15 protein-coding genes are annotated in these 18751 nt (G+C 58.3%); 1 reads left to right on the top strand and 14 read right to left on the bottom strand.

What is annotated here, in order from left to right; translation table 11 throughout:
* Window positions 1–143 precede the first annotated feature (143 nt).
* From RRB22_00850 to RRB22_00815, 8 genes are all read right to left on the bottom strand, one after another.
* Window positions 144–1568 carry a Glu/Leu/Phe/Val dehydrogenase gene (locus RRB22_00850; GenBank protein ID MDT8382943.1) on the bottom strand — a complete coding sequence of 475 codons (1425 nt, stop codon included), beginning with the start codon at window positions 1566–1568 and terminating at the stop codon, window positions 144–146.
* 134 nt (window positions 1569–1702) lie between these two features.
* Window positions 1703–3220 carry an apolipoprotein N-acyltransferase gene (lnt, locus tag RRB22_00845; protein ID MDT8382942.1) on the bottom strand — a complete coding sequence of 506 codons (1518 nt, stop codon included), beginning with the start codon at window positions 3218–3220 and terminating at the stop codon, window positions 1703–1705.
* Between the two features lie 349 nt (window positions 3221–3569).
* Entirely contained in the window at window positions 3570–4517 is a 948-nt protein-coding gene (locus RRB22_00840) for a transporter associated domain-containing protein (GenBank protein ID MDT8382941.1), read from the bottom strand.
* Window positions 4518–4578: 61 nt separating this feature from the next.
* Window positions 4579–5100 carry an rRNA maturation RNase YbeY gene (ybeY, locus tag RRB22_00835; GenBank protein MDT8382940.1) on the bottom strand — a complete coding sequence of 174 codons (522 nt, stop codon included), beginning with the start codon at window positions 5098–5100 and terminating at the stop codon, window positions 4579–4581.
* A 3-nt stretch (window positions 5101–5103) separates the two neighbouring features.
* A complete protein-coding gene (locus RRB22_00830; protein ID MDT8382939.1) occupies window positions 5104–6105 on the bottom strand; it encodes a PhoH family protein in 1002 nt (333 codons plus the stop codon).
* A 46-nt stretch (window positions 6106–6151) separates the two neighbouring features.
* On the bottom strand, window positions 6152–7558 hold the full coding sequence (gene miaB / locus RRB22_00825) for a tRNA (N6-isopentenyl adenosine(37)-C2)-methylthiotransferase MiaB (protein MDT8382938.1): 1407 nt from the start codon (window positions 7556–7558) through the stop codon (window positions 6152–6154).
* A gap of 183 nt (window positions 7559–7741) precedes the next feature.
* On the bottom strand, window positions 7742–8938 hold the full coding sequence (locus RRB22_00820) for an ammonium transporter (GenBank protein MDT8382937.1): 1197 nt from the start codon (window positions 8936–8938) through the stop codon (window positions 7742–7744).
* 195 nt (window positions 8939–9133) lie between these two features.
* Window positions 9134–10516, bottom strand: coding sequence for a multiheme c-type cytochrome (locus RRB22_00815; protein MDT8382936.1), 1383 nt, complete (start codon window positions 10514–10516; stop codon window positions 9134–9136).
* A 145-nt stretch (window positions 10517–10661) separates the two neighbouring features.
* Here RRB22_00815 and RRB22_00810 point away from each other — a divergent pair, with 145 nt between their 5' ends.
* On the top strand, window positions 10662–11420 hold the full coding sequence (locus RRB22_00810) for a hypothetical protein (GenBank protein ID MDT8382935.1): 759 nt from the start codon (window positions 10662–10664) through the stop codon (window positions 11418–11420).
* A 193-nt stretch (window positions 11421–11613) separates the two neighbouring features.
* Here RRB22_00810 and RRB22_00805 read toward each other — a convergent pair whose 3' ends face one another.
* From RRB22_00805 to RRB22_00780, 6 genes are all read right to left on the bottom strand, one after another.
* The gene (locus RRB22_00805) at window positions 11614–12075 is read right to left on the bottom strand and encodes an Rsd/AlgQ family anti-sigma factor (GenBank protein ID MDT8382934.1); all 462 of its coding nucleotides are present in this window, start codon (window positions 12073–12075) and stop codon (window positions 11614–11616) included.
* Between the two features lie 288 nt (window positions 12076–12363).
* On the bottom strand, window positions 12364–12729 hold the full coding sequence (locus RRB22_00800) for a response regulator (GenBank protein MDT8382933.1): 366 nt from the start codon (window positions 12727–12729) through the stop codon (window positions 12364–12366).
* Between the two features lie 80 nt (window positions 12730–12809).
* Window positions 12810–13955 carry a response regulator gene (locus RRB22_00795; GenBank protein MDT8382932.1) on the bottom strand — a complete coding sequence of 382 codons (1146 nt, stop codon included), beginning with the start codon at window positions 13953–13955 and terminating at the stop codon, window positions 12810–12812.
* A gap of 57 nt (window positions 13956–14012) precedes the next feature.
* Complete coding sequence (locus tag RRB22_00790) at window positions 14013–15938, bottom strand: ATP-binding protein (protein ID MDT8382931.1); 1926 nt, start codon at window positions 15936–15938, stop codon at window positions 14013–14015.
* Window positions 15931–16506, bottom strand: a complete 576-nt coding sequence (locus RRB22_00785) for a hypothetical protein (protein ID MDT8382930.1) — start codon at window positions 16504–16506, stop codon at window positions 15931–15933. The genes RRB22_00790 and RRB22_00785 overlap by 8 nt, the downstream gene beginning before the upstream one ends.
* Window positions 16507–16542: 36 nt before the next feature.
* Entirely contained in the window at window positions 16543–18636 is a 2094-nt protein-coding gene (locus RRB22_00780; GenBank protein ID MDT8382929.1) for a TonB-dependent receptor, read from the bottom strand.
* Window positions 18637–18751: the final 115 nt, after the last annotated feature.

Below are 18751 nucleotides of genomic sequence, written 5' to 3'. Positions count from 1 at the left end.
TCGGTAACCGTCGGCGCACACTGCAAGCCTGCCGTAGCCTCAGACAGCCTGCGCACAGAAAGGTGCAGTCCCGGCCGGCGGCCAGGAGGCTGCAACGTGCTACGCGCCGCCGCCCTGGCCACCGCATCAATGCAAGCCCGACCTCAATAAATCCCGATATCCAGATAGGAGCGGGAGATCTTGCGTATCGCAATCACATAAGCTGCCATACGGTATGTGGTGATCTTCGGATTTCCCTCGCGGACCTCGCGCATCTGCTGAAAGGCCTGACGCATGCTGTCATCCAGACCGGAACGCACCAGGTCCAGCTCACTTGCGCCACCGTTGATTTTCAGCTTGAACGCGTCGGGCACCAATTTTCCAGTAAGGTCTTCCAGGGCCTGCATCTGCTGCTGTGAGCGCGACTCATCATACAGCCGCTGCATCCGCCCAAAGCGGATATGGGACAGATTGCGTATCCATTCAAAATACGAGACCACCACACCGCCGGCATTCGCGTAGGCATCAGGGATAATCACCACACCGCGCTTGCTCAGAATTTCATCCGCCGCAAAGGTGATCGGGCCATTGGCCGCCTCGATGATGATCCGGGCCTTGATGCGATCGGCATTTTCCAGACTGATCTGCGCCTCCATCGCTGCGGGGATCAGGATATCGCAGTCCATCTCCAGGGCGCGGAGCGTGCTGCCCTCTTCATAACGACCGCCGGGAAAACCTTTCAGCGTATGATTTTCCACCTTGTAGCGATAGGCCGCCTCGATATCCAGGCCATCGTCATTGACCAGCACGCCCTTGCTGTCGGTCACAGCGATTACCCTGCAGCCATCCTCCTCAAACAGAAATTTTGAGGCGTGATAACCCACATTGCCGAAACCCTGAACCACCACCGTCTTGCCACCCAGACTTCCGCTGAGGCCGGTCTCTTTCACGGCCTCAGGGTGACGAAACAGCTCCTGCAGGGCGTATTGCAAGCCGCGGCCGGTGGCCTCGGTCCGCCCCTGGATTCCACCATGCTCCACGGGTTTGCCAGTCACACAGGCCTGATAATTGATATCGTCCGGCTTGAGGTGTTTGTAGGTATCGGCCATCCAGGCCATCTCCCGCTGGCCGGTACCCATGTCCGGCGCCGGCACATTGGTCGCCGGGCTGAGAAAGTCTTTGCGCACCAGCTCCAGGGTGAAGCGACGCGTGATCAGCTCCATCTCATCGCGCTCATATTTGTGTGGATCGATCAGCAGCCCCCCCTTAGAGCCACCAAAGGGCACGTCCACGATGGCGCACTTGTAGGTCATCAGCGCCGCCAGCGCCTCGATCTCGTTTTGGTTCACACACAGCGCGTAACGGATGCCGCCCTTGACCGGCAGACGATGGGTACTGTGTACCGCACGCCAGCCGGTAATCATCTCCACCTTGCCCCGTATCTTGACGGGAAAATTGACCTGCAATACGGCATTGCAGGCCTTGATGGCCGCGGCCACGTCCGGCGCCAGATCCATCACCTCGAGCGCACAGTCCACCATCCGGTTGACGCTTTCACGAAACGAAATCTCTTGAATGGGTTCTTCCATTTTTATTGCCTCTGGGTGACAAGCCGCTTGCCGGCCACAATAACTTCAGCAGAACAGGTCCGCGCACATCAACGGCATGTGCATGACCTGAAATAGCGGCTACGGTTTGGCTTTATTTAACGCAGAGTGAGGTACTACTGACGTCGACGCAGGCAAGTCCCACAAAACAGAAACACCAGCAACAGGCAGGACAATACCGGCCAGTTGCCCAGCGTCACATAGGGTGTGGCACCGGAACGGGGCTGGACCTCACCATTCAGCACGGCCACCTCAAACTGGGGTGAGGACGCCCGCACCTCACCGCGGTGATCGATGATCGCGGAAACGCCGTTGTTCGTTGACCGCAGCATCGGTCGCGAGGTCTCCATGCTACGCATACGGGCCATTTGCAGATGCTGGTGGGGGGCGAAGGAATCACCGAACCAGGCATCATTGCTGACATTCACCAGCAGGGTCGCGGCCGGCAGATTGCGGATCACCTCTTCACCAAAGGCATCTTCGTAACAGATCGACACCGCAATCTTTTGTACCGGGTGTTGCTCATTCTCTGATGCATCTTTTTTATCGATCAGGGTCAGCAGCGGCTGCACCTCCGCACCGCGGCTAAAGCTGGCCATCGGCACCTGCAGGATATCCAATAATTTTCCCAGCACCGATTGCAGCGGAATGTATTCACCGAAAGGCACCAGGTGCGATTTTCGATAGATCTGCGAGGGGAACTCATCATCACCGGTGCCTACCCGCACGACGCCATTGTAATACCGCGTATTATCCGTCTCGGCCATCACCGGCAGCCCCACCAGCAGGGTCGCCCCACCATTGTCCCGCGCCTCGCGCGCCAGCCCCTGTAAAAAACTTTGCGCCTGATGGAAATAGGCCGGCAGTGCGGTCTCCGGCCAGATCACCATATCGCTATCCCAGTGTTCGCGGCTCAGGCGGGTGTACAGATCGATGGTCTGGCCACGCTGTTCCGGCCGCCATTTCAGATTCTGCGGCACATTGCCCTGGATCAGGCTGGCGGTGATCGGCCGGCCATGCGGCTCGGACCAGCCCACTGGCCATAACAGTCCGGCAACGGCCCACAGCAAGACCATACCCCCAAGACTCGCCACGCGGCGGCGCCCATCTTCACACCAGGCGGTCAGCAACAGCCCCGCGGTCAGGGCCACCGCCCAGGAGATACCATACACACCGAGCACCGGCGCCAGCCCGCCCAGCGGCGCATCGGTTTGGCTGTAACCCAGGTTCAGCCAGGGAAAGCCGGTGAGAATCCAGCCGCGCACCCATTCCAGCAGCACCCACAGTGCCGGCATCAATAACATAAAATAGCGTGCGGGACTCAGTGCGGAAAAAAAACGCCGGGCAACCCAGGTCAATAGCGCGGGGAACAGCGCCAGAAACAGTACGAACAGCAAGGTCGCGGCGACGGACAACACCCCACCCATGCTGCCGAAGCGATAAAAGCTGACCGCCACCCAGGAGACGCCTACGCCAAAAAAGCCTACCCCGAAACTGTAACCAAGGAGCAAGGCCTGACGCGGTGTGGCCCGAAAACTCAACAGGAATAAAATAGCGGGAGAGAGGACTGCCAACAAAAACCAGCCGAGCGGGGCGAAGGCCAGAGGCAGCAGCGCGCCGGCCAGTAAGGCCACGATCGATGCCCGCCAGCCGACACACATCCCCGGACATCGGCTAGCCCTAGACACGGCGACGTTCGACATCAGGTTTTGTAGTACTCCTTCAACCTAATAATGATGGGCTCAGCGTTCCTGTGGTGTTTCGCGGCAAGGCGCAGTGCGCAGGCAATGGCCATAGTCCTTGTCAAGCACTGCACCAAAAGTAGGCGCTTTAGGCGACGCGCAGCGGGACACCACAGGAGCGCCCGAAGGGTTGACCTGTCAGCGTCCATGGCGGCGTTGCGCCTCTTACTAAGGGCTACGGCCATTAGTTGCGAGGCGCGCCTTGCCCTGAACGCTGACAGGCCAACTGAGCCCATCATTATTAGGTTGAAGGAGTACTAGTGGTGGACTTACCGGGTGCGATTTCAGCTTCATCCGTTTCCAGAATATTCATTTGCAGCAGATGGATGCGCCGACTGTCGGCCCGCAACACCTTGAAACCGTAGCGGCCGATCCGGCACTTTTCACCACGCTCTGGCATGCGACCGAACTCGCGCATGATCAGGCCACCGATGGTATCGCATTCGTCATCACTCAGGGTGTCTTCGAAATACTCATTAAATTCTTCGACCGGCGTCAGCGCCTTAAGGGTGTAATGAGTATCCGAATGTTTAACGATAAATACATCATCTTCAAAATCGTGCTCGTCTTCGATATCACCCACAATCTGTTCCAGCACATCCTCGATGGTGACCAGTCCGGCCACCCCGCCATATTCATCAACAACAATCGCCATGTGATTACGGTTAGCGCGGAAATCCTTTAACAACACATTCAGGCGCTTGCTTTCAGGCACAAACACGGCGGGCCGCAATATGTCCCGCAGATTAAACTTATGGCTATTCCCTTCTGCCGGCTTGGCATCGCGCTCAGCGATATAGGCCAGCAGATCCTTTGCCAGCAGGATACCGACGATTTCATCGCGCGTATCCCCCACCACCGGAAAACGGGAATGGGCGGATTCGATAATCACCGGCAGAAAGGTCTCCGGCGATGCCGCCTCTTCCACCACGATCATCTGCGAACGCGGCACCATCACATCACGCACCTGCATGTCGGACACGGTCAACACGCCTTCGATCATCGTCAGCGCATCATGGTCCAGCAGGTTATGTTTCTGGGCGTCGCGTAAAACCATATCCAGCTGGTCCCGGTCTTTGGGTCGCGAGGAAAAGGTTTTATTCAGGAGGGTCTGGCCGAGTCTATCCAGCCAGGAAGGTTGCTGCCGTCCGTTGCCAACGGCAGCGCTACTAGATCGATCTTCACTCATAATTTTTTATGTTTACTCTGTTGATTACTGTGTTGTTTAATTTTTGCTGATGTTCAGACATCTATTCGTAGGGGTTGTCGTTGGGGTTGTCGTAGGGATTGGCATAACCAAAACTCTCGAGTATGGCTATCTCTTTCATTTCCATCTGCTGCGCCTCGTCATCGGTCAAATGATCATAGCCCAGCAGGTGCAAAGTACCATGCACAATCATGTGTGCCCAATGCGCCACGGCCGCCTTGTGCTGCTGCTCAGCCTCCTGTTCCACCACGGCGGCGCAGATGACAAGGTCGCCCAGGGAATCCTCGCCCGCCGCTGCCGGAACCCCGGGGAGCAGCTCAAAGGGAAAGGATAATACATTGGTTGCGCCCGTTTTGTGCCGGTACTGCTGATTGAGCTGGGTCATCTCCGCCAGATCGACAATGCGCACCGTCATCTGTCGTTCGGCCTGATCCATGCCGGCCTGCCTGAGTGCCGCATCGGCCCACGCCTGTATCGTTTCAGTATCCGGCACGCTCCACTGCCCGGCAACGCCCGCAGTCGTGTCGATGGCCATCTGCAACTCAATCTGCACGCCTGCCGTCACCGCCTATTCTTTCCGTGATGCCTTCTTGGCTTCGGCCTTTTCATATTCATCATAGGCGGTCACCACCTTTTGCACCAAGGGGTGGCGCACCACATCCTTGGCCTCAAAAAAGGTAAAGCTGATGCCCTTCACCTTTTCCAGCACACCAACCACATGCGCCAGACCGGAACGGGTGCTCTTGGGCAGATCGACCTGGGTGACGTCACCGGTGATCACCGCCGTCGAGCCAAAACCGATGCGGGTCAGAAACATCTTCATCTGTTCGACTGTGGTGTTTTGTGCCTCATCCAGAATAATGTAGGACTCGTTGAGGGTGCGGCCGCGCATATAGGCCAGCGGCGCCACTTCAATAACATTGCGCTCCATCAGCTTGTCGACACGCTCAAATCCCAGCATCTCATACAGGGCGTCATACAGCGGGCGCAGATAGGGATCGACCTTTTGCGCCAGATCGCCGGGCAGGAAACCCAGACGCTCGCCCGCCTCCACCGCCGGCCGCACCAGCAGGATGCGTTGCACGGTCTGCTTTTCCAGCGCCTCCACGGCGCAGGCGACGGCCAGATAGGTTTTGCCGGTGCCGGCCGGGCCAATCCCGAAATTGATGTCATGGCTGAGCACGTTCTGCAGATATTTCTGCTGATTGGCGCCGCGGGCCTTGATCACCCCATGACGGGTGGTGATGCTGACATTAAAACGCTGCTCGACACCCTGCCTGGAGGGATCGACCATGCCGGCCGAACCCTCCTGCAATAACAGATGCACGCGCTCACCCTTGAGCTCACCGCTGGCCGCCTCGGTAAACAGCTGCTTCAGCACCTGCTCGGCCACCTGGGTCGCCGCGGGGGTGCCGAGCACGGTGAACTGGTTACCCCGATGCTGGATCTCCACGTCCAGTCGCTCCTCGATCAGACGCAGGTGTTCGTTGAACTGGCCGCAGACATTGGCCAGTCGCTGATTATCGGCGGGATCGAGGGCGAAACTACGCGAGTCAGGTTGAGCGTTCAAATTTTCAGGGCTTTCCGGGGGAGTTGGTGATGAGCATGGACACAGGCTACGCCATTATCGCCCGGGTCGCCACGGGCGGCTCATCGACCAGCAGCACCTCGCCCCGCAGGGAGTTGGGGTACGCCTCGGTGATGAGCACGTCGACAAACTCGCCGATCAGGCGCGGCTGGCCGGCAAAGTTCACCACGCGATTGTTTTCCGTGCGGCCGCTCATTTCCTTGGGGTCCTTGCGTGAGGGGCGTTCCACCAGCACACGCTGCACCGTGCCGACCATGGCGGCACTGATCGCCGCGGCCATTTCGCTGATGCGTGCCTGCAGGATGGCGAGGCGCTGCTTTTTCACCGCCAGCGGCACATCGTCGGGCAGGTCGGCCGCCGGGGTGCCGGGGCGGGCGCTGTACACGAAGCTGAAGGAATGGTCGAAGCCGATGTTCTCGATAAGGTCCATGGTGGCCTGAAAATCCGCCTCGGTCTCGCCGGGAAAGCCGATGATGAAGTCCGAGGACAGGCTCAGGTTGGGACGCACCTCGCGCAGCGCGCGCACCTTGGCCTTGTATTCCAGCGCGGTGTGGCCGCGCTTCATCTGCACCAGGATGCGATCGGCGCCGGTCTGTACCGGCAGGTGCAGATGGCCCACCAGCTCGGGCACCTCGGCATAGGCCTGAATCAGCGAGTCGGACAGTTCCACCGGGTGCGAGGTGGTATAGCGGATGCGATCGATGCCCTCGATGGCGGCAACGTAGTGGATCAGCAGGGCCAGGTCGGCAACCTCTCCTTCATTATCTCCATCATCCATCTGCCCCTGATAGGCGTTGACATTCTGCCCCAGCAGGGTCACCTCGCGCACGCCCTGCTGCGCCAGCTGCGCCACCTCGGCCAGCACATCATCGAAGGGCCGGCTGATCTCCTCGCCGCGGGTGTAGGGCACCACGCAAAAAGTACAGTACTTGCTGCAACCTTCCATGATGGAGACAAAGGCGGTGGGACCGTCGGCCTTGGGCGCCGGCAGGTTGTCGAATTTTTCGATCTCGGGAAAGGACACGTCCACCTGCGGGCGTTTTTGTAACTGCAGTTCGGTCAACATCATCGGCAGACGGTGCAGGGTCTGCGGGCCGAAGATGAGATCGACATAGGGGGCGCGCTGACGGATCGCCTCACCCTCCTGACTGGCGACGCAGCCACCGACGCCGATCACGATATCCGGCCGCTGCTGCTTGATCTCGCGCCACATGCCCAGCTGGGAGAAGACCTTTTCCTGCGCCTTTTCACGCACCGAGCAGGTGTTGAGCAGTAGCACATCGGCCTCTTCCGGCGTCGCCACCAGGGTGAGCCCATGGCTGGCGCCGAGCAGCTCCGCCGTCTTGGCGGAGTCGTACTCGTTCATCTGACAGCCGAAGGTCTTGATGTACAGCTTGCGTACCGGCTGCTTGCCCGGCGTGTGTTCCAAAGTCATTGTCTCAGTGCCTGCCCTGTCGTCGAATCAAAGACCGACGGATAAACGTCGCGTCCTCATAAACCCGCTCGCACCGGGCTCGGTCAAAAACGGGTCCGGTCCAAAAATAGTGGCCGCGCAGAATAGCACATCTGGCCCGAGTTTTCCCTGACCACCGACAGCACGAGGCAGGCGTCGACCGCGCTACTTTTCGTAACTCGACTCGGAGGCGATCTTGTGGATGCTGAGATCGGCGCCCTCGTATTCCTCCTCCTGGGTCAGGCGGATGCCGACGGTCTTTTTCACCAGGCCGTAGATCACCAAGCCACCGGCCAGGGCGACCCCCACCCCCAGCAGCGTGCCCGCCAGCTGCGCGCCAAAGCTCACCCCGCCCATGCCGCCGAGGGCCTCCAGGCCGAAGATGCCGGCGGCGATCCCGCCCCAGGCCCCGCACAGACCGTGCAGTGGCCAGACCCCCAGCACGTCATCGATCTTCCATCTGTTCTGCGTCAGGGTGAAGGTCCACACAAACAGGCCACCCGCCACGGCACCTGTCACCAGGGCGCCCATGGGGTGCATGATGTCCGAACCGGCGCACACCGCCACCAGCCCGGCCAGTGGGCCGTTGTGCACGAAGCCCGGGTCATTCCTGCCCACCAGCAGGGCGGCGAGGATGCCCCCGACCATGGCCATCAGCGAGTTCACGGCCACCAGACCGCTGACCGCGTCGATGGTCTGGGCCGACATCACATTGAAGCCAAACCAGCCCACCGTCAGTATCCAGGCGCCGAGGGCCAGAAAGGGAATACTGGAGGGCGGATGGGCCGAGATGGCGCCGTCCCGGTTATAGCGTCCGTGGCGCGCACCCAGCAACAGCACCGCGCCCAGGGCAATCCAGCCGCCCATGGCATGCACCACCACCGAACCGGCAAAATCATGAAACGGTGCGCCGAAGGTGGCCGCGATCCAGTCCTGCACACCGAAGTTTCCGTTCCAGACCACGCCCTCAAACAGGGGGTACAGCAGGGCCACAATCAAAAAAGTGGCGACAATCTGCGGGTAGAACCGCGCCCGCTCGGCGATGCCGCCGGAGACAATGGCGGGAATCGCCGCGGCAAAGGTCAGCAGAAAGAAGAACTTCACCAGCTCGTAGCCGTTTTTCTCGCTGAGCACCTGCGCCCCATCCATGAAGCCAATGCCATAGGCGATGCTGTAACCGATGAAGAAATAGGCGATGGTGGAGACGGCAAAATCGACGATGATCTTGACCAGCGCATTGACCTGATTCTTTTTGCGTACCGTGCCCACCTCCAGGAAGGCGAATCCGGCGTGCATGGCCAGCACCATAATGGCGCCCAGAAGAATGAAAAGAACGTTGCTACCCGACTGCATGGCTTCCATAACTGCTCCCATTCAATAACAAAACCAAAATGTGTGCACATAATGCAAATTTTGCACCAATGGCTACACAGGTTATTTAAAGAAATAAAATCAATAAGATAGGGCAATATTTCGCTTTTCACGCCCATCGCAGTGCACCATCAAGGGGCAGTCACCCTCTATCGCGCACAATTTATGTGCGCTGATGACAGCCTCCTAATGGGCGATCTTCGGCCAGTAGCGGTCGAATACAAATCCCGGACTGTGTTTCTGCACATGGCACTGGCCGCACATCTGTTGCGGAGTCCAGCCGGCGTTGGCCAGCGGCTGACTGCCACCGGCCGCCGCATGCGCCTGTCCGGCGCCGTGACAGGATTCACACTGCACCCCCATCAGATGGGCGGTGATATTGATGTCAAAAAAACCGCCGGGCTGATCAAAGCCGACCACGTGACAGCGGATACAGGCCGGGTCGAAGGCCTTGCTCACCGCCTCCAGCTTCTCGTAGGCGGTGGCGTGGGCAGTATCAAACCAGACCTGATGCTGGGCGGCATGACAGGTCTGGCACACCGCCTCGCCCGCAAAAGGGCTGGCGCCTGCCGTTTGGGTCTTGCGGAGCTCGACCCGCTGCAGATAGTCAGCCTTCACGCGGGCATTGTATTCGTCGTACCAGGCCGCCAACTGGGGGGCATCGGGAATTGTATTCGGCATGGGCAGGATCGCATGCCGCCAGGTCCGGATACGTCCGCCCTCCACACTCAGGTCCAGGCGACCCAGCCGCATTCCCCGCGAGCCGGGCTGCACGATCAGAGTGCCCTCCTGCATGCGCGGCTCGCCGTACACCTCGTAGGCGGCCTTTTCGATCAGGATATCGACATCGGCGAGGCCCACCGCTTCGGCAAACGCCTGGCCGCTGAGATCCGTGGCCAGCACCGTCAATTGCCCCTGCGCGTGGGCCTGCCGCAGGGCCTCGCGCAGGGCGGCGGGGGCCTCATCCACCAGCCCGTGTTCACCCTGCATCTGACGCATAGGTGAGCCCTTACTATCCAGCCAGCTGAAGTAGGCAATACGCTGAGCGTCACGCTCGATCAGACGCTGGGGCTGAAAACCGGCGATGGCGCTGCGGCTATTACTCAACACCCAGGGCAGGGCAACGGACGCCGCAAACGCCTCCCCATAGGCCAGGTCACGCCACTGCACGGCAATGGCATCGTAATCCAGCATCGCCATTCCCTTGAGGATGTACTCGCCTTTCAGCCGATCCCCGGGGCCATCGGCACTCAACAGGCCGCCGGCAGACAGCAGCACCAGATTAGGGTTCTCCGCCCGCAGCCGCTGCAACAGGGTGGCACGCCGCTTGATGCCGCCAAAGTTTCCCTCTGCGCTACAGCCACAGGGTTCCAGCTCACCGTCAAGGTTGCCGGAGTAGATGATCGTCAGTGACGCCTCGGCCCACAGCGGGGCCGGCGCAAAACACAGCAGACTCACCAGCCAGAACAAGGACCCGCAGCAGCGACCTCGCCCGTTATGCCGCGTGTGAAATCGTCCCCTGCCCGGCTTGTCGACTGGCCGTTTCACGCCATCCGTATCATCGATCATTAAACACACGCCCCTGTTGCCCGTTCCTGTTGTCTGTCTGTGATGATGCCATAACCTGCGCGTTATCCTATAGTGGGCACTGGCCCGATGTCGAAACCAACAATCAGCCACCAAAGCCCAGCACATGCCGCCGCCACAGATTCCTTTGCACACAACGCTGACCACCTGCGCCCTGCGCCTCGTCGCCCAGGCCCGGGCCGTGCGATGGCTGGCGATCGCCCTGGTCGGCATGAGTTTCACGCCGACCGGCTTTGCGCAGTCCGATCCCCGTGGCGACGGCCCCTATAGTAGTGCCTATAGTAACCCCTATCGCGACCCCTTCGATTTTACCCTGAGCTTTTCCCGCAGCGACATCGACCTGCGCGACAGCACCACGCACTACCCGGTCAACCTGGAGCGCATCAGCCTCTCGGTCTTTTCCCTGCAGGAGAAAAATATCCATTTCGGTTTTAACACCGGCTCCAGTTATCTCAGCATGGACAATGACACGGTACTGACCGGCATGAGCCTGAACGGCTATCACGCGGGGTTTGCGCTGCGCGGCCACTATGGCCGCAATCCGCAACTGGGCCTGCACGCCGACTATCGCTACCAGGAGACCCGCCATAAGACCGACAGCCAGTCGGCCACGCTCAGCTGGCACGAATGGACGCTGGCCGCCCGTGGCAGACTGGTTCTGGGACAACGCCTGGGAATCGTACTGGGCTGGGCCTACAGCGAGATCGAAGCAGGACGAAGCGCCCGCGGGGATATCAATGACGCCCTTAACCTGCGGCTCGATTCCGCGCCGCAGCTGCAGGTTGAGCTGGAGTGGCTGACAGGGGCGGGCGGACGCGTGAGTCTCGCCGTGCAAAACGGGGCCTACGAGAACCTTGCCTTCAACTTCGCACAGACCTTTAGATAGACCGGAAGAGATAGGCCGGAAGAGATAGGCCGGAAAAGATAGATCGGCAGGCCTTCATCGCCCAAAAACGTTTTCGTCCAAAATCACATCGGCAAAAAAAATGCCGCTATTTCGCGGCACTCAATCGATCGTTTCAGAGACCCCGTTTCAGAGGCCCTGTTTCAAGCCACCCTAAGGTGCGTCAAAAAGGCAATCAGCCGTTGCTACGCGGCGAGGACAATAGCGCGATCAGGCGGTCTTCAAGCTCGATACGGTCCGCCAGTTTTTCACCGAGGTCGGACAGGTCATGGGCCAGATGACTGAAGTCACCACAGTGGTCTTCGCAGTCATACTTGTCGTTGAAGTCGAGGATCTGCTGGGTAATATTGGAGATGTTGGGATAGACCTCATCGGCGATGGAGCGAATCGGCTGGCGGCGTTCGCGATCTTCATCAATATGCCGATACAGCTGGAAATGGGCGCTGGCCGTGTAATCAATCAGGGATTCGCAGAAAGTCTGCAATAGGCGTTGTGTATCCTGCTCGGGCTTGAAGGGCTGCCGGGAGGCCAGCTCACTGTATAGCGCCAGTGCGCCGGTGCGGGTTTCAACCAGATCATTGATTTCCTGATGTGAACGGGCGCGACGTTCCGGAATGGTGCGATTTTCAGACAGCATGTTATCCCCTTACTACACTTAACAAACGCTCTTCACTAAGACGGCGTTCATGCCAACGTTACGGCGACGATAGACCAGTAAAACGGTGGCTTACCCGCATCTTCGCCTGTCGGTGCTCACTGATTCGACATACCCGAAGTCGTGACATCCAGACCTAAAACCCTGAGCAGGATCTTACCAACCTTGGCTTTTCTTTGTAAACAGAAAACCGTTACCTGCCCAATAACGTATAGCAATAACATTAAATGCGATATACGGCCTCTGTAGCGCACCGGGGGACGTGCCTTTTCAACCGCCAATCAGGGATTCAATCTTGCCCAGTAACCGTGGAAAATCTACGGGCTTTGTATCGTAATCCTCACACCCCGCCTCCATCGCCTTTTCCTTATCCCCCGCCATCGCGTGGGCCGTGAGGGCAATAACCGGGATGCCCTGGGTCGCGGGATTCGCCTTGATGCGGCGCGTCGCCTCCCAACCATCCATGACCGGCAGACTCATATCCATCAAGATCAGTGCCGGCTGTTCCGAGCTGGCCAGCTCCACGGCAACGCTGCCGTCTTGCGCAAACACCACCTCAAAACCCTTTCGCTCCAGGCGTCGCGACAACATGTCACGATTCATCTCATTGTCTTCCACCAATAACACTTTCGACATCATTATGTCTCCTTTAATTTGCATTCTTATTTGCATGCTGTCCTACACAAGATAACTGCTGTTAATAACAATCCCCGCTATCAGTCCTGATCGGCATCCTTGAAATTCATTCTCACCTTCATAAACTCATCCTCCGTCTCGAAGAAGGCCAGCACCACATCCGGGTCAAAATGGCTGCCACTGCCCTGTGCAATAATGTCGCGGCTCTTTTGGTGACTGAAGGCATCCTTGTAACAACGCTTTGAGGTAAGCGCATCATACACGTCACCCAGGGCAAGTATGCGCGCCACCAGGGGAATCTCCTCACCGGACCGCCCGTAGGGATAACCAGAGCCGTCCCATTTTTCATGATGGCTTTCCGCGATATCGATCCCGGTATGAATGAAGGCATTACCCGGGTGCTGCCGATCCACCTCACGCAGGGTCTCCGCGCCAATGATGGGATGCTGCTTCATCAGCATCCATTCGGCGTCGGTTAGGGACCCCGGCTTCAGCAACACGCGGTCCTCAATCCCAACCTTGCCGATGTCATGCAGGGGGCTGGCCGCATAAATATTTTCGACAAACTCACGATCAATAATCGATCGATACTTTGGCATCCGGCTCAATTGTTCAGACAGCAAGCGGCAATACTCGCGCATACGCTCAAGGTGTTCACCGGTTTCCGGGTCGCGAGACTCCGCCAGTTTTGACATGGCGAAAATCGCCGCCAACTGCGAGCGGGAGATTTCGCGGATCTTGGCCCGCACCTCCTCGGATAAATGCTGATTACTGTGCTCAATCTCCAGTCTATGGCGCTGCTCCTGATCACTCAGGCGCTTACGCTCCAGACTCGCGCCGACGCGCGCCTTCAGCAACACCGCATTAAAGGGTTTGGTCACATAATCCACCGCGCCCATCTCGATACAGCGCACCGCACAATCCACATCATCCAGCGCAGTGATCATAATTACCGGGATGCGCCGCAGCAGCTCATCCTTCTGTATCAGTTCCAGGGTCTCGTAGCCATCCATCACTGGCATCATGATATCCAGCAACACCAGATCAAACGCCTGTTGACGCATCATCACCAGTGCATCCTTGCCATTTTCCGCCGTGGCCAACTGAAAGCCGCAATCCCCCAGGCGGCGCATCAGCAGGTCCCGGTTCATTTCATTATCGTCAACAATCAATACTGAAAATGACGCATCGTTTCCCAGAATCATATCCTGTCTAGCCATACTCATTACAAACTCACCCCTGAAAACCCAAAACCAGAATACTCACGTTCGAGACACCACCCATCACGCATTACGGGGGCCTCCCGGAGCCTGTAGATTTCTATTGATGCATTCCACCAACGTAGCGTGGTCCGCGGGCTTGATAATATAATCGGCCGCGCCCAGGCTCATCGCGGTTGCGCGCTCATCGATCATGCTATGCATAATCACCGGGATAGACGCCAGCAATGGCTCATCCTTTAACTGTGACAATATTGACCAGCCGCCGACACCGGGCAGCACCACATCCAGCAAAATCAGGTCGGGCATCAATTCCATGGCCCGCTCAAGGCCTGCCTTTCCGTTGTCGACAACCTCAACACAATAACCGTCTTCATCCAGCGACCGCTCCAGCAGGTCCGGCATAAAGGGATCATTATCGATCACCAGAATCATTGGTTGCCGCGCCCGCTGCGCATCGACATTTCTGCACTCGCCATCATTGGACACGGACTTTTTTTCAGCGACAGGCCGACCAACCCCGCTTTCTGTCGCATGCGGTTCCTCAACGGTGGCAGGGACTTTTATCGTAAACGTGGAGCCTTTGCCCTGCTGACTCTCCACCGTGATATCCCCACCCATCAGACGACAGACACTGCGACTGATCGTCAGCCCCAGACCCGTGCCACCATATTCACGGGTGGTCGATTCATCTGCCTGCGTAAACGCCTTAAACAGGATATTCTTCTGCTCATCGCTGATACCAATCCCGGTATCCGCCACCCGAAACACTATCCACTCCACACCTGCGCCAGCTACACGCTCAACACTTAGGCTAATGTTGCCCGCGTGGGTGAACTTTGCAGCATTACCCATGAGATTAATAAGCGCCTGTTTCAACTTCGGAATATCGGCATAGATGCTACCGATGTCGCTATCGCACTCCACCGAAAGCGTATTGCCGTTGGCGGCGATCATGGGTTTAACATTGACAACGACATCATCCACCAACTGTCTTAATCCATAGCCATCAAGATATAACTGCATTTTGCCTGCCTCGATCTTCGACAGATCCAGCACATCACTGATCAATGAAAGGAGATGTCGTCCCGAGCTGACAATGCGCACCAGATCTCCCGCCATTTCCGCATTACCGGAGGCGCCCACCTCTTCATACAGCATCTCGCTATAGCCGATAATGGCATTCAATGGGGTACGCAATTCGTGGCTCATATTGGCCAGAAACTGGCTCTTCTCCTTGCTCACCGCCTCCGCATCCAGCTTCGCCTGCAAGGCGTGCTGAGCCGCGGCATGCTCCCTCTCCAGGGCCCGGTCGCGCTGACGCAGTCGTGCAAACAGCAGATCCAGCGCACTCCATACCTGGCGTATTTCACTGCTCATGGAACGCCCGGCAGGCGGCAGGGCCACCTGTGAATCGATATTCAGCGTTGCCAGTCGATTGGAGAGTTCGGTCATGGGATTCAGCAATCGGCGCACCCACAGCTCCATGGCAATCAGCAGCAGAAACGCCAGACCAATCGACCAGACCACCTCCCACCAGACCTCATCGATGACCCGCTTGTAAAAGGCATCGTTATATTCAAGCTCTACACTGCCCAGTAAGTGCATTGTGGTTGGCGAGAATATCGGTGACTCTGCATGAAACGGCACGGAGTCCGCCGACACCTTATTGCGTCGATCAAACACGGTTCCATCCATCAGAGTGACTTTCAGGCCCACCACGATCGGCTGCTTGTAGGTGGGATCCTCCAGCACAATCAGCTGATTCAGAATAGCTTCCAGGTGTTTTTGATTATTCGTATCCACCGCCGTTTCCAGCAACTGGGTGTACGGCGTCACCAGCAATTCCGCCTTGGTCTGCTCGGCTGCCTTCAGGGTCGGTGCCGTGACATAGATCCAGTGCCGGACCAGCATCGCCATGCTCAGGGCCACGACCAGCACCATGGCAAGCGAGACACGGGTCGTCAGTCGGGAGAAAACACTACTCATGTCGTTTCGACATTTTCATCAGCAGGGCATTGATCGTCACCTTCGAGGTGCGCAAGGCAGGCAGATTAAAAAAGGGTTTGACGCGATTCGTTACCGAGATGCCAACGGTTACGCCGCGTTCCACATCTCCCAAAAATGGCGAAAACACCAGCCGCTGTGTTGCATTGGCAAATTCCATCACCGTCTGCAGCTTGGCATCAGTCAATTTTTCCGTAATAAAGATGGCCGTCGGCGGCGATGTTGCCGACAACTCGTCGGCGACATTCACGACGGCTGTTTCCACAGCCATGCCACCGATATTGTCGCTGTCATTTTTGATCTGCTCCGCCAGCTTCTGTGCATACCGGGCATCCTTGTCGTACACAAACATCAGCTGTGCCCGGTTTCCTTCCATCAGCTTGTTTCGAAAATCGTTGTCCACCGCCACAATGCGTGGAAATATCGACATCGATATCTCCACGCGACGTTGCTCAGCCTCGTCGGCAAACAGGTTCGCGCCCAGCACGAGACCCTGCAGCACCAGCAGGGCGAACGCCAGCAGTCGACTTATGTACCTATACCTATGCACGGGTCTCTTCTCGTCCTCTTGCCGTCATTGTCGCCATTAGAAACGCACATCCATCTGTAGCCAGTACTCCCTGCCCGGTCGCGGATAATCCTCGGGATAGGTGGGAATCACCGAACCGCCAAAATTGGTTAATGGCGAGGGATACACGACATCGGCGTCGAACAGGTTTTTTATCCCGCCACGGATCGTCATTTCCGCCACGACGTTTCTGGCCGTGGCGGTCACATCGACGGTCTGATAGCTATCGAGATTGTCACGCGGATCGCCGGGGGCGCGCTGCCGTTCGCCCACATAACGGTATTGGCCGGCGATGCTGTATTTGCGGCTGGGTTGATAGATCAGGCCCAGGTTGGCCAACCGCCCCGCCACATCCGGCAGCGGCTTGTCATTCGCGTTGTTGTGCATTTGTTGCAGGGTCAGATTGGCGTCGATCTTGAAACGGGTGCCCAGTTTGCGTGCGTACTCGAGCTCGGCACCGCTAATGTGGACCTCGCCGGCATTGGTGTAGGTGTTCGGCACCGCCGCAGTGTCGATCACGATCAGGTCGTGGAGATCACCATAGAACAGGGTCGCCCTGCCCACGGTGATGCCGTTATTGAAAATATAACCCAGCTCGAAGGTGTCGATGGTCTCCGACTCGATGTCGGGATTGCCTGCCACAATGGGATTGTTTTTTGTGGCTGTCTCCAGAAAGGTGGGCGGTCGAAAGGCGCTGGCATATTGCACCTTCAGCGTTTGCTGTTCCGACAACTGATACACCGCGGCCAGGCGCGGGCTGGTGGCGTGACCCACGTCGTCATAGCTGTCGAAACGCAGGCCGGCGGTGATGGTCAACCGCTCGCTGGCGGCAAACTGGTCCTGGACAAACACGGCCCACAGGCGGCGCTCCAGGTCTTCTCCCAACCAGTTTTCGTCCCCGGTGTATTTCGCCAGTGGTATGGGCGTAAAGGTTAGCGGATTGTAGTTACGCTCGGCATACACATCGCCCTGCTCGGTATACGACCAGTCCATCCCCAGCAGGAACTCGTGATCCTCGATGCCGCTGTAGTTCAGCTCCAGCCCCGCATGGTATTTTCGCTCTTCGTGATTGGGGCTGGCGATCACGCCATTGGGAAACACCCCTGGCCCGCCAAACCCGGGCGGATAAATCTGATGCAGTCCCGAATCCAGGCTGTAATCCAGCCAGCCCGCCGTGACCCGCCCCTCAATATGCTGACCCCGCGAAAAATCCCAGCCGCCGTCCACTGCCAGCATATCGACCTTACGGATCAGCTCCTGGCCCTGCCCCGGCAGGGCGTGCGCGATACCGAAGTGATCCCCGCTCTCCACCCTTGACCACTGGGCCGAAAAGTCGAAAGCCCGATAACGGGTGTGCAATAACAGGGCGCGATCGACCTCTCGCTCATTGGTCTCCCCGGGCGCCTGGGTCAGGGCCGGGAAATTTCGCAGCACATCCGGGCCGGACTCCACATTGTCGCCGTCCATATTGGTGGCGGAGACACTGAGACTGGTATGCCAGTCTTCACCCGGCCGGCCCTGGGTCAACACCGCGCCCAGGGTCGCCTGCCCCAGATCGCTGTAACGCACGAAGGCCTGGTCCTGTTGCTTGCGGGTGATGATATTGACCACCCCGCTGTAGGCGAACTCGCCATAGATGGTCGAACCCGGCCCACGGATCACCTCGATGCGTTGAATCTGATCGGTGGGAATGGACAGCGCAGTGCTGGCCACACTCAGGGTAGAGTTAAACGCCACCCCGTTGAGCATCACCTTGATCTTGCCCGAGGCAAATACCGAGCCCACGCCGCGCACAAACACCAGCATGGTGCCATCGGTGGACATGGACAGCTCGATACCGGGGATCAGCGCCAGCGCCTCGCCCGCATCCCGCACCCCGCGATCGACCAGGTCCTCTCCATACAGCACCGAGACCATGCCCGGCACGAAGTCGATGTTCATCTTGGTGCGGGTGGCGATCTTGGTCTCCTGATCCAGCACCCCCAGCAGGTCCTGCAGGGCGGCGTCCAGCTCGGCATCCGCCGCCTGCACGCTCCAGGGTATCCACAGGTTCAGCAGCAGGATGATGCCCCACCCCGCCCGCCTCGTTTCCCTTCCAAAATGTCTATTCATGGCTGTCTGCCCCACCGGTGGCTATTTTTTATCCGCTTTCATTCATCGCACCACCAGACGACTGCTAGTGGCGCGCCCGATCACACCGCCCTCACAGGGGCGGCACTGATCTTGT

The organism is Gammaproteobacteria bacterium (genome assembly GCA_032250735.1).
GTDB lineage: Bacteria > Pseudomonadota > Gammaproteobacteria > SZUA-152 > SZUA-152 > SZUA-152.
The sequence above is the reverse complement of the archived record's forward strand: the minus strand, read 5'-3'. Positions and strand labels throughout refer to the sequence as shown.